Source organism: Pseudomonas sp. FBCC-B545 (genome assembly GCF_059134095.1).
On the sequence record NZ_CP101441.1, the window covers coordinates 3,668,564 to 3,684,560 of the forward strand.

2 protein-coding genes are annotated in these 15,997 nt (G+C 63.8%); both read left to right on the plus strand.

The features are described from left to right. Positions 1-40 precede the first annotated feature (40 nt). A complete protein-coding gene (locus tag NMB39_RS16955; protein WP_494340393.1) occupies positions 41-14,926 on the plus strand; it encodes a non-ribosomal peptide synthase/polyketide synthase in 14,886 nt (4,961 codons plus the stop codon). Positions 14,927-14,987: 61 nt separating this feature from the next. Then, positions 14,988-15,941, plus strand: coding sequence for an alpha/beta hydrolase (locus NMB39_RS16960; RefSeq protein ID WP_057022616.1), 954 nt, complete (start codon positions 14,988-14,990; stop codon positions 15,939-15,941). Positions 15,942-15,997 lie beyond the last annotated feature (56 nt).

Here is a 15,997-nt window from a genome sequence, read left to right on the forward strand (position 1 = left end):
ACAACGCATATTTACGCAGCCGATGGCGACGAGACCCAACATGAACCCACTGAATCAACTCCCCGACGACGACTTGCTGGCCCTGTTGATGGCCGACGACGCCGGCTCAGAGCATTCCATCAAGGCTCAACCCCATCGCAGCCCCACGCCTCTGTCTTTCGCCCAGCAACGCCTGTGGTTCCTGCAGCAGCTGTCGCCCGGCAGCAGCGCCTACAACCTGCCCAACGCGCTGCGCCTGCGCGGCGCCTTGAACACCGCAGCGCTGGACACGGCCCTGCAGCAGGTTATCGCCCGACACGATGTGCTGAAAACTGCGTTCCAGACCCTGGACGACCAACCTCGGCAAGTATTTGACCCGCAAGCCCGGATCCATCTGCACGAAGACGACCTGTCGGGTCTCGCGCCCGACGCCCGGGCCGCTGCCGTCGCCCAGCGTATTGCGGCCGAGGCCGGCACGCCGTTTGACTTGGGCCTGGCCCCGCTGATTCGCGCCACTTTGATCACGCTCGATCACGATGACTACATCCTGCTGCTGAACATGCACCACATCGTCTCGGACGCCTGGTCCAATCCGATCCTGATGCAAGACCTCACCCAGGCTTACCGGCGCGCCTGCCAGGGCCATACCACGCCGTTGGCGCGACCTTCCATTCAGTACGCCGACTACGCCCGCTGGCAGCGCGAGGAATACCCCGGCACGCCCGAACAACTGCGTGCCGCCGAGTATTGGGCCGACTACCTGGGACAAGGGATTCCCACTCTGGACCTGCCGGCCGATTACCCCCGCAGCGCCGAGCAACAGCACCGCGCCGGCAATCTGCACCTGTCATTACCTGCAAACCTGAGCCAACAGTTGCAGGGCTTCTGCCACCAACACGACTTGACGCCGTTTATCGTGCTGCTTGGCGCCTGGCAACTGCTGCTCAGCCGCTACAGCGGCCAGCGGGACTTCACGGTCGGTGTACCGAATGCCGGTCGCAACCAGAGCGAGACCCAGGACCTGGTGGGGTACTTTGTCAGCAGTCAGATCTACCGCGCACAACTCACCGACGACCTGACCGCCGAAGCTTTTCTCCAGGCGCTGCGCCAGCAATCCCGGGCGGCCATGGAACATGCCGACTACCCGATCGAACTGCTCATCGAGCGCTTGCAACTGCAACGCAGCACCCAGGCCAACCCGCTGTTCCAGACCCTGTTCAACTGGCGTGTCAGCCAGGATCAAACGGACACGCTGACGCTGGGCGAATTGACCTTGGCGTTCCTGCCAGTGGCGCAGCATGAAGCCAAATTCGAGCTGTCGATGCACGTGGACTACGCGCCGCAACAGATCACGACGGACATCGAGTACAGCACGGCACTGTTCAGCCCGGCTACGATTGAGCGCCTGGGCCGGCATTGGCTGCGCTTGCTGCAAAGTCTGATTGAGGCGCCACAACAGCGTTTGGCCGAACTGGCCATGCTGGATTTCGCCGAACATCAGCAGATTGTCAGCACGTGGAACACTACCCGTACCGCCTACCCGCTCGAATACAGCGTGCAGCAACTGATCGAGGCCCAGGTGGCCGCCACGCCCGAGGCACCAGCGCTGGTGTTCGGTGAGCAACAGCTGAGCTACGACCAGCTCAACCGCCGCGCCAATCAGCTTGCGCATAAGCTGATCGAACTCGGCGTCGGCCCGGATGCGCTGGTGGGCATCGCCGCCGAGCGCAGCCTGGAGATGGTGATCGGCCTGCTGGCCGTGCTCAAGGCCGGTGGTGCCTATGTGCCGCTGGACCCGGAATATCCGCAGGACCGTCTGAGCTACATGATCGAGGACAGCGGCATTGGCCTGCTGTTGACCCAGGCGCATTTGCTCTCGCAATTGCCGATTCCGGCGGCGCTGCCGGTGCTGGCACTGGACCGCCTGGACGTCAGCGGTTATGCCGAGGTCAATCCTGAGATTGCCGTTGACGGCGAAAACCTCGCCTATGTCATCTATACCTCCGGCTCCACCGGCCAACCAAAAGGCGCCGGCAACCGGCACTCGGCCCTGACCAACCGATTGTGCTGGATGCAGCAGGCGTACGCATTGACCGACGCCGACACCGTGCTGCAAAAGACCCCGTTCAGCTTCGACGTGTCGGTGTGGGAATTCTTCTGGCCGCTGATGACCGGTGCACGCCTGGCCGTAGCCGGCCCGGGCGACCATCGCGACCCGGCCGCCCTGGTAAACCTGATCCAGCGCTACCAGGTCAGCACCCTGCACTTCGTGCCATCGATGTTGCAGGTGTTTTTGCTCGATGAAAACGTCGCCCGTTGCACCAGCCTCAAACGCATTGTGTGCAGCGGCGAAGCCCTGCCCGTGGACGCGCAGCAACAGGTCTTCGCCAAGCTGCCGACCGCCGGGCTGTTCAACCTCTACGGACCCACCGAAGCCGCCATCGACGTGACCCACTGGACCTGCCGCGAAGAAGGCAAGGCCAGCGTGCCCATCGGCCAGCCGATTGCCAACCTCAGCACCTACATCCTCGACGCCGAGCTGCAACCGGTGCCGCCTGGGGTGATCGGCGAGCTGTACCTGGGCGGCGCCGGCCTGGCCCGCGGTTACCACCGCCGCCCGGCCCTGACCGCCGAGCGCTTCATGACCAGCCCGTTTGGCGACGGCCAACGCCTGTACCGCACCGGCGACCTGGCCAGTTATCGCACCGATGGCGTGATCGAATACCGTGGACGTATCGACCACCAGGTGAAAATCCGCGGCCTGCGTATCGAGCTGGGGGAAATCGAAACCCGCCTGATGGAACTGGACTGTGTGCGCGAAGCCGTGGTGATCGCCGCCGACGGTCAATTGGTCGCCTATGCCGTACCGACCGAAACCCGCGACACCGATGAACTGCGCAGCGAGATCAAACAGCGCCTGGGCGAACACTTGCCCGACTACATGGTGCCGGCGCAATTGATCTTCCTCGATCAACTGCCCCTGAGCCCCAACGGCAAGCTGGACCGCAAGGCCTTGCCGAAACCGGATGCGAGCCTGTTGCAAAAGACCTATGTGGCGCCGCAAAGCCCGCTGGAGCAGCAGATCGCAGCCATCTGGCAAGACGTGCTCAAACTGGAACGCGTCGGCCTGAACGACGACTTCTTTGCGCTGGGCGGTCATTCCCTGTTGGCCACCCAGGTGATCTCCCGGGTGCGCCATGCCTTGAACACCGATGTGCCCCTGCGCAACCTGTTCGAGTCCAGCACCCTGCATACGTTCGTTGCCAGCCTGGCGCAGGTGCCGGCGCGCCATGAGCCGCCATTGGTGCGGGTTGAGCGCGATCAGCCGCTGCCTCTGTCCTATGCCCAGGAACGCCAGTGGTTCCTCTGGCAACTCGATCCCCGCAGCACGGCCTACCACATCCCGGCGGCCCTGCGCCTGCGCGGCCACCTGAACACCCAGGCCCTGCAACGCAGCTTTGACGGCCTGATTGCCCGCCATGAGAGCCTGCGCACCTCGTTCTCCCAGGAGGGTGAACGCACCGTGCAGCGCATCGCCCCCCACGCCCACCTGGCAATGAGTATCGAATCGCGGCCGGAAGCCGACGCGCAGACGATCCGTGCGTGGGTCGAAGACGAAACCCAGCAGCTGTTCGACTTGCAGCACGGCCCGCTGCTGCGGGTCAAGTTGCTGACACTGGCACCTGACGATCACGTGCTGATCATCACTCAGCACCATATCGTCTCCGACGGTTGGTCGATTAACGTGATGATCCAGGAGTTGGTCGCCCTGTATGCGGGGTTCAGCCGGCAACAGGACGTCAGCCTGCCCGAACTGCCCATCCAATACGCTGACTATGGCGTGTGGCAACGTCAATGGATGGACGCTGGGGAACGCGAGCGCCAACTGGCCTACTGGACCGGTCAACTGGGCGATGAGCAAACGGTGCTGGAACTGCCTACCGACCACGTCCGGCCGTCCGAGCAAAGCTACCGAGGTGGGCAACTGGAACTGGTGCTGGACCGCGAGCTGAATCAGGCGCTCAAGCAATTGGCACGTGAGCAAGGCGTGACCTTGTTCATGCTATTGCTGGCGTCGTTCCAGACCCTGTTGCATCGCTACAGCGGGCAAACCGATATCCGTGTCGGCGTGCCGATTGCCAACCGCAACCGCGTGGAAACCGAGGGATTGATCGGATTTTTCGTCAACACCCAGGTACTGCGCGCAACGCTCGACGGCCAGGTGCGGTTTGTCGAGTTGCTGCAACAGGTCAAACAGCATGCCTTGCAGGCCCAGGCTCACCAGGACCTGCCCTTCGAGCAATTGGTCGAAGCGCTGCAGCCGCAACGCAGCCTCAGCCACAGCCCACTGTTCCAGGTGATGTACAACCATGCCAGCGTGCAGCCGCAAACCCGCGTCACGCTACCCGGCCTGAGCCTGGAAGTGCTGGAAGGCTCGTTGCCCAGCACTCAGTTCGACCTCTCGCTGGACACCTTCGAGTCCACCGAAACACTGCAGGCAACCCTTACCTACGCCATCGATCTGTTTGAGGCCTCGACCATCCGCCGCCTGGCCGCGCATTGGCAGAACCTGTTGCAGGCGATCGTGCGTGACTCGCAGCAACGCCTCGGTGAACTGGACATGCTGGGCCGCGAAGAACATCACCTGATGCTGCATGACTGGAGCACCGCCACTCTCGATTACCCCAGTGAGCAGCGGGTTCATCAACTGTTCGAAGCCCAGGTGGCGCAGCAACCTTCAGCACCGGCCTTGCTCTTCGAAGACCGTCAGTTGAGCTACGCCGAACTCAACGCCCGGGCCAACCGCCTGGCCCGGCATCTGGTGCGCCTGGGCGTCGGCCCCGACGTGCTGGTGGGGATCGCCGTGGAGCGCGGCCTGGACATGATCATCGGCCTGCTGGCGGTGCTCAAGGCCGGCGGCGCCTACGTGCCCCTGGACCCGGAATACCCCCAGGACCGCCTGCTGTGCATGATCGAAGACAGCGGCACCCGGCTGATGCTGACCCAGAGTCACTTACGTGAACGCCTGGCGATTCCCGCCTATGTCGACCACCTGTGCCTGGACCAGGACCAGGCCTGGGTCGACCTGGACGCCAGCAACCTGAGCAACCGCGCCCATGCCCAGAACCTGGCGTATGTGATGTTCACTTCGGGCTCCACCGGCCGGCCCAAAGGCGTGGGCATCAACCAGCTGTCGCTGACTCGCCATGCCTATGTATCGCTGGATTTTTTCAACCTCAAGGGCGATGACCGCATCCTGCAGTTTTCCACCTTCAACTTCGACGGCTTCGTCGAGCAGTTGTACCCGGCGCTGATCTGCGGCGCCTCGGTGGTACTGCGCGGCACCGAGATCTGGGACACCGAGACCTTCTACCGCGAACTGATCAAGCACCAGATCAGTGTGGTCGACCTCACCACCGCCTATTGGAACCTGCTGGCCAAGGATTTCGCCACGGCCGGTCCGCGCGAGTATGGGCGCCTCAAGCAGGTACATGCCGGCGGTGAAGCCATGCCGCCCGAAGGCCTTGCCGCGTGGGCCGAGGCCGGCCTTGGGCACGTCAAGCTGCTCAATACCTATGGCCCCACCGAAGCCACGGTGACGGTCACCGCCCTCGACTGCACCGACTACGTGACCGGCGCCCGCCCCACCCCCTTGACCATGCCCATCGGCAAGGTCCTGGCCGGGCGCAGCATCTACCTGCTGGATGACAGCGGTGCCCCGGCACCGATCGGCGTGGTGGGTGAACTGGTGATCGGCGGCGAGTTGTTGGCCCGTGGTTACTTCAACCGCCCGGACCTGACCGCCGAACGCTTCATGCCCGATCCGTTCAGCCAGAATGGCGGGCGTTTGTACCGTACTGGCGACCTGGCGCGTTACAACGCCTCGGGTGTGATCGAATATGTCGGGCGGATCGACCATCAGGTGAAAATCCGCGGTTTCCGTATCGAACTGGGGGAAATCGAGGCCCGGTTGCTGGAGCAGGAGCAGGTGCGAGACGCCATCGTTCTCGCGCAGCCGGCGGCCAGTGGCTTGCAGTTGGTAGGTTATGTGGTGCCTCACGCCACCGCGTTGCCGGAAGCTGAGTTGCGCCAGTCGATCAAGGCGGCCTTGGCGGCGGTGCTGCCGGACTACATGGTGCCGGGCTTGCTGATGTTCCTCGACGCGCTGCCCCTGAGCCCCAACGGCAAGCTGGACCGCAAGGCCCTGCCAAAACCGGATGTCAGCCAACAGCAAAACCACTACGTGGCGCCGCGAACGGCGTTGGAAATCCAGGTCGCCGGGATCTGGCAAAGTGTGCTCGGCCTTGAACAGGTGGGCCTCACGGATGACTTTTTCGCCCTCGGCGGCCACTCGTTGCTGGCGACCCAGATCATCTCCAGGGTGCGCCAGGCCCTGAACCTTGACGTGGCCCTGCGCAGCCTGTTCGAACGCAGCGTGCTTGGGGATTTCGTCGCCGGCCTGCACGGCCGCTCTCGTCAGGATGAGCTGCCCCTGGCGCCCATCGCACGCGATCAGGCGCTGCCCCTGTCCTACGCCCAGGAACGCCAGTGGTTCCTCTGGCAACTGGACCCGCACAGCGCCGCCTACCACCTGCCGGCCGCCTTGCGTCTCAAGGGCGCGCTGGATGTCGCGGCGCTGGAGCAAGCCTTCAACCAACTCATCGCCCGCCATGAAACACTGCGCACCACCTTTGTAGTGGACAACGAACACCCCCGGCAAGTCATCGCCGCAAAGGCCCCGCTGGCCCTCGTGGTCGAGACATTGCACGGCACGCCGGACGACGCCACGCTCAAAGCTTTTGTAGAACACGAAAGCCGACAGCTGTTCGACCTGCAACGCGGCCCGCTGCTGCGGGTCAGGCTGCTGCGCCTGGCGGATGATGACCACGTACTGGTACTGACCCAGCATCACATCGTTTCCGATGGCTGGTCAGTGCAGTTGATGGTTGAAGAGCTGATCACCCTGTACGGCGCGGCCCAGGCTGGGCAACCTGCCCCGCTGCCACCCTTGCCGATCCAGTATGCCGACTATGCCGTATGGCAACGCCAATGGATGGACGCCGGCGAGCGTGAGCGCCAACTGGCCTACTGGACCGCCCAGTTGGCCGGAGAAAACAGCGTACTGGAGTTACCGACGGATCGCCCGCGCCCGGCGGAACAAAGCTACCGTGGCGCCCACCTGTCACTCACCCTGGCGCCTGGGCTGGGCGACGCAGTGCAGCACATGGCCCCACGCCTCGGTGTCACGCCGTTCATGCTGTTGCTGGCTTCGTTCCAGGTTCTGTTGCACCGCTACAGCGGCCAGCACGATATCCGCGTCGGCGTACCCATCGCCAACCGCAACCGCATCGAGACCGAGGGGCTGATCGGCTTCTTCGTCAACACGCAGATCATGAAAGCCGAGTTCAGCGCGCAATTACGCGTCGAAGAGCTGCTGCAACAGGTCAAGCAACATGCACTGGATGCCCAGGCGCATCAGGACCTGCCGTTCGAACAACTGGTGGAGGCATTGCAACCGGAGCGCAGCCTCAGCCATAACCCGTTGTTCCAGGTGATGTTCAATCACCAGAGTGCCGACAAGCGCAGCAGCACCGATGGCCAATCACTGCCTTCGGCGTTGCAGGTCGAGGGGTTGGACTGGGAAGGCAGTACTTCGCAATTTGACCTGACCCTCAGCACCAGTGAGTCGGCCGAAGGCCTGAGCGCGAGCCTGACCTACGCCACCGACCTGTTCGACGCCGCCACCATCGAGCGCCTCGGTCGGCATTGGCAACAGCTGCTGCGCAGTCTCCTTGAAGATCCACAACAGCGGGTTGCAGACCTGCCGATGCTGGATAGCGGCGAGCAACAACAGATCGTCGACGAGTGGAACAACACCGATATCCAGTACCCGCTCGACCACAGCGTACAGCAGTTGATCGAGGCCCAGGTGGCCGCCACGCCCGAGGCACCGGCGCTGGTGTTCGGTGAGCAACAGCTGAGCTACGACCAGCTCAACCGCCGCGCCAATCAGCTTGCGCATAAGCTGATCGAGCTCGGTGTCGGCCCGGATGCGCTGGTGGGCATCGCCGCCGAGCGCAGCCTGGAGATGGTTATCGCCCTGCTCGCCGTGCTCAAGGCCGGTGGCGCCTATGTGCCGCTGGACCCGGAATATCCGCAGGACCGTCTGAGCTACATGATCGAGGACAGCGGCATTGGCCTGCTGTTGACCCAGGCGCATTTGCTCTCGCAATTGCCGATTCCGGCGGCGCTGCCGGTGCTGGCACTGGACCGCCTGGACGTCAGCGGTTATGCCGAGGTCAACCCTGAGATTGCCGTTGACGGCGAAAACCTCGCCTATGTCATCTATACCTCCGGCTCCACCGGCCAACCGAAAGGCGCCGGCAACCGGCACTCGGCCCTGACCAACCGGTTGTGCTGGATGCAACAGGCGTACGCATTGACCGACGCCGACACCGTGCTGCAAAAGACCCCGTTCAGCTTCGACGTGTCGGTGTGGGAATTCTTCTGGCCGCTGATGACCGGTGCACGCCTGGCCGTAGCCGGCCCGGGCGACCATCGCGACCCGGCCGCCCTGGTGAGCTTGATCCAGCGTTACCAGGTCAGCACCCTGCACTTCGTGCCGTCGATGCTGCAGGTATTCTTGCTCGATGAACATGTCGCCCGTTGCACCAGCCTCAAACGCATTGTGTGCAGTGGCGAAGCCTTGCCCGTGGACGCGCAGCAACAAGTCTTCGCCAAGCTGCCGAATGCCGGGCTGTTCAACCTCTACGGCCCTACAGAAGCCGCCATCGACGTGACCCACTGGACCTGCCGCGAAGAAGGCAAGGCCAGCGTGCCCATCGGCCAGCCGATTGCCAACCTCAGCACCTACATCCTCGACGCCGAGCTGCAACCGGTGCCGCCTGGGGTGATCGGCGAGCTGTACCTGGGCGGCGCCGGCCTGGCCCGCGGTTACCACCGCCGCCCGGCCCTGACCGCCGAGCGCTTCATGACCAGCCCGTTTGGGGATGGTCAACGCCTGTACCGTACTGGCGACCTGGCCAGTTATCGCACCGATGGCGTGATCGAATACCGTGGACGTATCGACCACCAGGTGAAAATCCGCGGCCTGCGTATCGAGCTGGGGGAAATCGAAACCCGCCTGATGGAACTGGACTGCGTGCGCGAAGCCGTGGTGATCGCCGCCGACGGTCAATTGGTCGCCTATGCCGTACCGACCGAAACCCGCGACACCGATGAACTGCGCAGCGAGATCAAACAGTGCCTGGGCGAACACTTGCCCGACTACATGGTGCCGGCGCAATTGATCTTCCTCGATCAACTGCCCCTGAGCCCCAACGGCAAGCTGGACCGCAAGGCCTTGCCGAAACCGGATGCGAGCCTGTTGCAAAAAGCTTACGTGGCACCGCAAAGCCCGCTGGAACAGCAGATCGCAGCCATCTGGCAAGACGTGCTCAAACTGGAACGCGTCGGCCTGAACGACAACTTCTTCGAGCTGGGCGGTGACTCGATCATCTCCATCCAGGTGGTCAGCCGCGCTCGTCAGCAAGGCATCGCCTTTACCCCCAAGGAGCTGTTCCAGCACCAGACCGTGCAGGGCCTGGCCAGCGTCGCCCGTAGCGGCGCGACGGCCCAAGTAATCGACCAGGGCCCCGCCACCGGCACCCTGCCGCTGCTGCCGATTCATCAGCTGTTTTTTGCAACGGCGATCCCTGAGCGTCATCACTGGAACCAGTCGGTGCTGCTCAAACCTGCGCAACCGCTAGTGGCCGAGGCGCTGCAACGGGCGTTGTACGCTGTAATCGAGCACCACGATGCCCTGCGCTTGAGTTTTCAACAGCAGCCCGCCGACTGGAGCGCGCATTACCGGCCAATGGGCGACTGGCAGCTGCAACAAGTGGACGCCACCGCCGAGCAGTTGTCGCAGCTGTGCGATCAAGTCCAGGGCAGCCTGGACCTGCAACAGGGCCCATTGATTCGCGCCCTGTTGATTCACCTGGCCGATGGCACTCAACGCCTGTTGTTGGTGATTCACCACCTGGCAGTGGATGGCGTGTCCTGGCGGATTCTTTTCGAAGATCTGCAAAACGCCTATCAACAACTGAGCAGCGGGCAACCGCTGCAGCTGCCAGCCCGTACCAGCTCGGTCAAGGCCTGGGCCGAGCGCTTGCAACAGCGTGCCGACCGCGATCAGGACGAACTCAGCTACTGGCAGACGCAACTGCGCGACGCCGTGGTCGACCTGCCGTGCGAGCGCCCGAACGCCAGCCTGGACAATCGCCATAGCCACACGCTGCACACCCACCTCGACGCCGGGCAGACACGCCAACTGTTGCAGCAGGCACCCAAGGCCTACCGCACGCAGATCAACGATTTGCTGCTGACCGCCCTGGCGCGCGTCATCAGCCGCTGGACCGGCGCCGGACATTGCCTGATCGAGCTGGAAGGCCATGGTCGCGAAGACCTGTTCGATGACATCGACCTGACCCGTACGGTGGGTTGGTTCACCAGCCTGTTCCCGGTCAAGCTGTCACCGGCGGCGGGTCTTGGCGATTCGATCAAACAGATCAAGGAACAGTTGCGCGCGATCCCCGACAAAGGCCTGGGCTATGGCGCCCTGCGCTACCTGGGCACGCCGCAGGCACGGGAAAGCCTCGCTGCCCTGCCGAGGCCACGCATCACGTTTAATTACCTTGGCCAATTCGACGCCAGCTTCGATGCAGCCCAGGGCTCGTGGCTGGCGCCCGCTGCCGAGGGCAGTGGCCGCGAGCAGGCGCTGGGGGCACCGCTGGGCAACTGGCTGAGCCTCAATGGCCAGGTGTACGGCGAGGAGCTGACCCTGGGCTGGCAGTTCAGCCGCGAGATGTTCGACGAAGCCACCATTGCCCAACTGGCCGATGACCTCAAGCAGGAGCTGCTGGCCCTGATCGAGCATTGCTGCGACAGCGCGAACCTGGGTGTGACCCCCTCCGACTTCCCGCTGGCGCGCATCAGCCAGGCGCAATTGGACCGGCTGCCGGTGCCATTGTCCCAGGTGGAAGACCTCTACCCGTTGTCGGCGATGCAACAGGGCATGCTGTTTCACACCCTGGAAGCACCGGAAAGTGCACTGTATGTGAACCAGATGGCCGTCTCGGTCAACGGCCTGGACGTCGCGCGATTCACTGCGGCCTGGAACGCCGTGCTCGAGCGCCATGAAATCCTGCGTACCGGGTTCTGGGCCGACAACCAACTGGCCGAGCCGCTGCAAGTGGTGTATCGCGCTGCGAGCATGCCCGTCGAAACTCTCGACTGGCAGCAGCGCGAGGTCAGCGCGCAAGACCTGCAAGCCCTCGCCAGCCAGGATTGCGCCCGAGGCTTCGAACTCCTGCGTGCACCCCTGACGCGCCTGACCCTGGTACAGCTCGATCCGCAGACCCACTACCTGATCTGGACCAGCCACCACATTCTCATGGACGGCTGGTCCAACTCACGTTTACTCGGTGAAGTCTTCGCGATCTACAACGGGCAGGCCGCACCGGCCAAGCGCGGGCATTACCGCGACTACATCCGCTGGCTGCAAGCGCAGTCCCAAGGGCTGCTGGAGCACTTCTGGAAAACCAGGCTGCAGGACTTGAGCGGCACCTCGTCCCTGGCCAACAGCTTTTCGCCCAAACCGAGCGCCGAGCTGGACGGCCATGCGGCGCTGTATCTGGATTGGGATGCCGTGCAAACCGCTCGACTGCGTGAACAGGCCCAACGCCTGCGCGTCACCCCAAACACGTTTATCCAGGCCACCTGGCTGCTGCTGTTGCAACGCTACACGGGCCAGGACACCGTGTGCTTCGGCGCCACCGTCGCCGGTCGCCCGGCCAGCCTGCCGGGCTCGGAAGACATGCTCGGGCTGTTTATCAACACCCTGCCCATCATCCAGACGCCGCAGCCGCACATGCCCGTCGCCCAATGGCTGCAAGCCTTGCAGGCCTACAACCTGGAGGTGCGCGACCACGAGCATGCGTCCCTGGCGGACGTACAACGTTGGTCGGGCCAGGGTGGTCAGCCGCTGTTTGACAGCATCCTGGTGTTTGAAAACTACCCGGTGGACGAACGCCTGCAGCAAGCCGGGCAAGAGCACCTGAGCTTCGGCGAGGTCAGCAGCCGCGATGTCACCAACTTTGCCATGGACCTGGCAATCAACCTTGGCGACACCCTGAAGATCGAGTTCCTGTACCTGCGCAACCGCTTTACCGAGGCCGCCACCGCGCAAATCCGCCGCAGCTTTGAAACCCTGCTGCTGGAGCTGCTGAACAACAGCCAGGCTAATCTCGGCAGCCTCACGATGCTGGCCGACACCGAGCAGCACTTGTTGCGCCAACGTAACCTGCTGAACCCCGGCACGGCGCCGCGCGCCCACCTGGCCCAGGTAATCGGCCAGCACGCGCAGGAGCGTCCCGACGCGGTCGCGGTGGTCTGCGACGGAATCGAATTGAGCTATGGCGAGCTGGACGCCCGCGCCAACCGCCTGGCGCATTACCTCATCGCCCAGGGTATCGGTGCGGAAATGTTTGTCGGCGTCGCGCTCGAACGCTCGGTGGATGTCATCGTCGCCTTCTATGGTGTCATGAAAACCGGCGCCGCCTACGTGCCGCTGGACATCGATTACCCGCAAGACCGCGTGCAGTGGATCGTCGAAGACTCGGGCATGCGGGTGCTGCTCAGCCAGCACGCGCTGCGCTCGCGTTTCGATGACCTCGGTGGTGCCAACCTGATCGAACTTGATCGCCTGCCACTGGCGGACTGGCCGGCGACTTGCCCGATACAAACGGCACACGACGACAACCTGGCCTACCTGATCTACACCTCGGGCTCCACCGGCAAGCCCAAGGGCGTGGCCGTGGCGCATGGGCAGATCCGCATGCACTGCCAGGCGATTGCCGAGCGTTACGAGATGGACGCCAGCACCCGTGAGTTGCTGTTCATGTCGTTCGCTTTCGACGGTGCCCAGGAGCGCTGGCTGTCTACCCTGCAAAGCGGCGGGTGCCTGGTGGTACGTGGCAATCAACTGTGGACCCCGGAAGAAACCTGGCAGGCCCTGCACGCCCACCACATCAGCATTGCCTGCTTCCCGCCGGCGTATCTGCAGCAGTTGGCCGAGTATGGCGACAGCCAGAACGGCGCGCCGCCGCCCGTGCGCATCTACTGCTTTGGTGGCGATGCGGTGGCCGAGGCCAACTTCGAGCTGGTCAAGCGCGTGCTCAAGCCGCAGTTCCTGACCAACGGATACGGGCCTACCGAAACCGTGGTCACCCCGCTGCTGTGGAAAGTGAGTGCCGATCAAACTTGCGCGGCGGTGTACGCACCGATCGGCACACGCATCGGTGAACGTACCCTGTATGTGCTCGATGAACACCTCAACCCGGTGCCCGACGGCGTGGCGGGCGAGTTGTACATTGGCGGCGAAGGCGTTGCCCGTGGCTACCACCGGCGCCCCGGCCTGAGCGCCGAGCGTTTTGTGGTCGACCCGTTCGCGGCCGACGGCACTCGCCTGTATCGCACCGGCGACCTGGTACGCCAACGCCCCGACGGCGTGATCGACTACCTCGGCCGTCTGGACAACCAGGTGAAAATCCGCGGTTTCCGGATCGAGCTGGGAGAAATCGAATCACGCTTGCGCGAGTGTCCCGAAGTGCAGGACGCCGTGGTCATCGCCCGCGACACCGGCGGCGGCAAGCAACTGATAGGCTACGTGGTGGCCGAAGCCTCGACCAGCCTGGGCGAACGCCTGCGTACAGTCTTGCAGGGCGAACTGCCTGACTACATGGTGCCGGCACAAATCCTCGTGCTCTCGGCCTTCCCGCTCAACCCCAACGGCAAACTGGACCGCCAGGCTCTGCCCGACCCGGACTTCAAGGGCCGTGCCTTCGTAGCGCCACGCAATCAGTTGGAAGCACAACTGGCGGCGATCTGGCAGGACGTGCTGGAACTGGAGAGTGTGGGCGTCACCGACAACTTCTTCGAATTGGGCGGCGACTCGCTGCGCATTCTCAAGGTCCTGTCGAAGGTGCGCAGCCAACCGGATATCGGCATCGAATTGAAACTGCGCGACATGATCGGCAAGCCGACCATCGCCGAGCTGTCCGGCTTTGCCGAGGATGACGCGAGCCTGAACCCGCTGCTGTTGCTCAACAGTGAAACGCCCCAGAGCCCGCCGCTGTTCTGCCTGCATGCCGGTTTTGGCACAGTGTTCGACTACGAGCCCCTGGCCCGCCGCCTGGATGGGCAGCGCAGCGTCTATGGCCTGCAATGCCGGATGTTGCTGGACCGCCAGTGGGAGGATGAATCCCTTGAATCCATGGCCATCGATTACAGCCAATACATCCGCCAGCAACAAGCCAGTGGCCCGTATCACCTGATGGGCTGGTCGCTGGGTGGCACGCTGGCGGTGCTGGTGGCCCAGGAGCTGGAAAGCCAGGGTCAACGGGTGGCGTTCCTGGGCCTGGTCGACAGCTTCATTCCCACGGGCGAAGACGTCGTCAGCGACGATTGGAGCGAAGACTTGCGCGGTTTCCTGGCGGTGCTGTTCGGTCTGCCGGCGCAAAGCCTGCCGACCCTTGAGGTCAGCGCGACCACCGACAGCGCGGTCCTTGAGCACCTGATCGCGCAGGTCCAGGGGGGCGCCGCCGCGCAATCGGTGTACGCCGCAATCAGTGCCGAGGAACTGGCCCACACCTTCCAGGTGGCGATGAAACTCAAGGCATTGTCCCAGCGCCTGCAAGGTCTGCCGCCCACCCGGGCCCAGGCCGATTGCTGGTGGGCCAGTGCGACGCCCGGCCAGCCCGCCTCGAACCTGCCCTGCGCCCGCAGCAACGAGCAGATCCAGGCCGGCCACTACGACATCCTCAATCACCCGGCCCTGCTTCACGGGCTGTTGCAGCACCTGGCGCTGCAACCCGTAGCCAGCTGAAACCGTTGCCGCCCCTGCTGGTCAGGGGCGGCGCTTCACTCCATTTCACAAGGAAGATGCAATGCCCCTGGACCCTGACCTTGAAGGCTTTCTGGAACTGGCACAAATGGGTCGCCTGACCGGCAAAAGCCAACCCATGCACACACTCAGTGTTGAACAGGCTCGGCGGGAGTTCGAACAGACCTCCGCCATTCTCGATCCCAGCCCTCCGGGTTCGGTGGCGGTCACTGAGCTGACGGTCACCGCGCGCGATGGCCATGTATTGCCCGCCCGCCTCTACCGCGCACCGGGCACGGCGCAACTGCCCGCGATTGTGTATATCCACGGTGGCGGTTACGTGGTGGGCAGCCTGGACTCCCACGATTCCATCTGCCGCAGGCTTGCAGCCAGTGGCCAATACGCGGTGTTCGCACCCGCCTACCGCCTGGCGCCAGAAGCGGGCTTCCCCACCGCCGTCAATGACACCCTTGACGCCGCCAACTGGCTGGCCGAACAGGCCGGCAACCTGCAACTGGACAGCCGCCGGATAACCGTCGCGGGGGACAGTGTCGGGGCGACGCTGGCGACGGTCTTGGCGATCACCGCAGTGAAGACGCCGCAACAATTGGCGTTCAAACCCTGGGCCCAATTGCTGTTTTACCCGGTCACCGACACCTCGCGGCAACGCAATTCCCACCGACAATATGCCGAGGATTACCTGCTGGAAACCGCCACGCTGGAATGGTTCTACCAGCACTATTGCCCGCACGCCCAACAGCGCCTCGACTGGAGGGTCTCGCCGCTGCTGGCCGAAGGGCTGACCGCGCTGGCCCCGGCCTATATCAGCCTGGCCCAGTACGACCCGCTGTATGACGAAGGCCAGGCCTATGCCCAGTTGCTGGAAGCGAGCGGCACTGCCGTCACCCTGCAGGTGCAGTCTGGGCTGACCCATGACTTCCTGCGCATGAACGGGATCACCAGCGCCGTTGCCGGTATTTATGCAGAGGTGTTGAGCTGGTTGGAGGAACAGCGCTGAGTAGCGCCTGAGCGTCCCAGGATTAGAACCGGGGCTGATTGCCAGCCCCGGACACT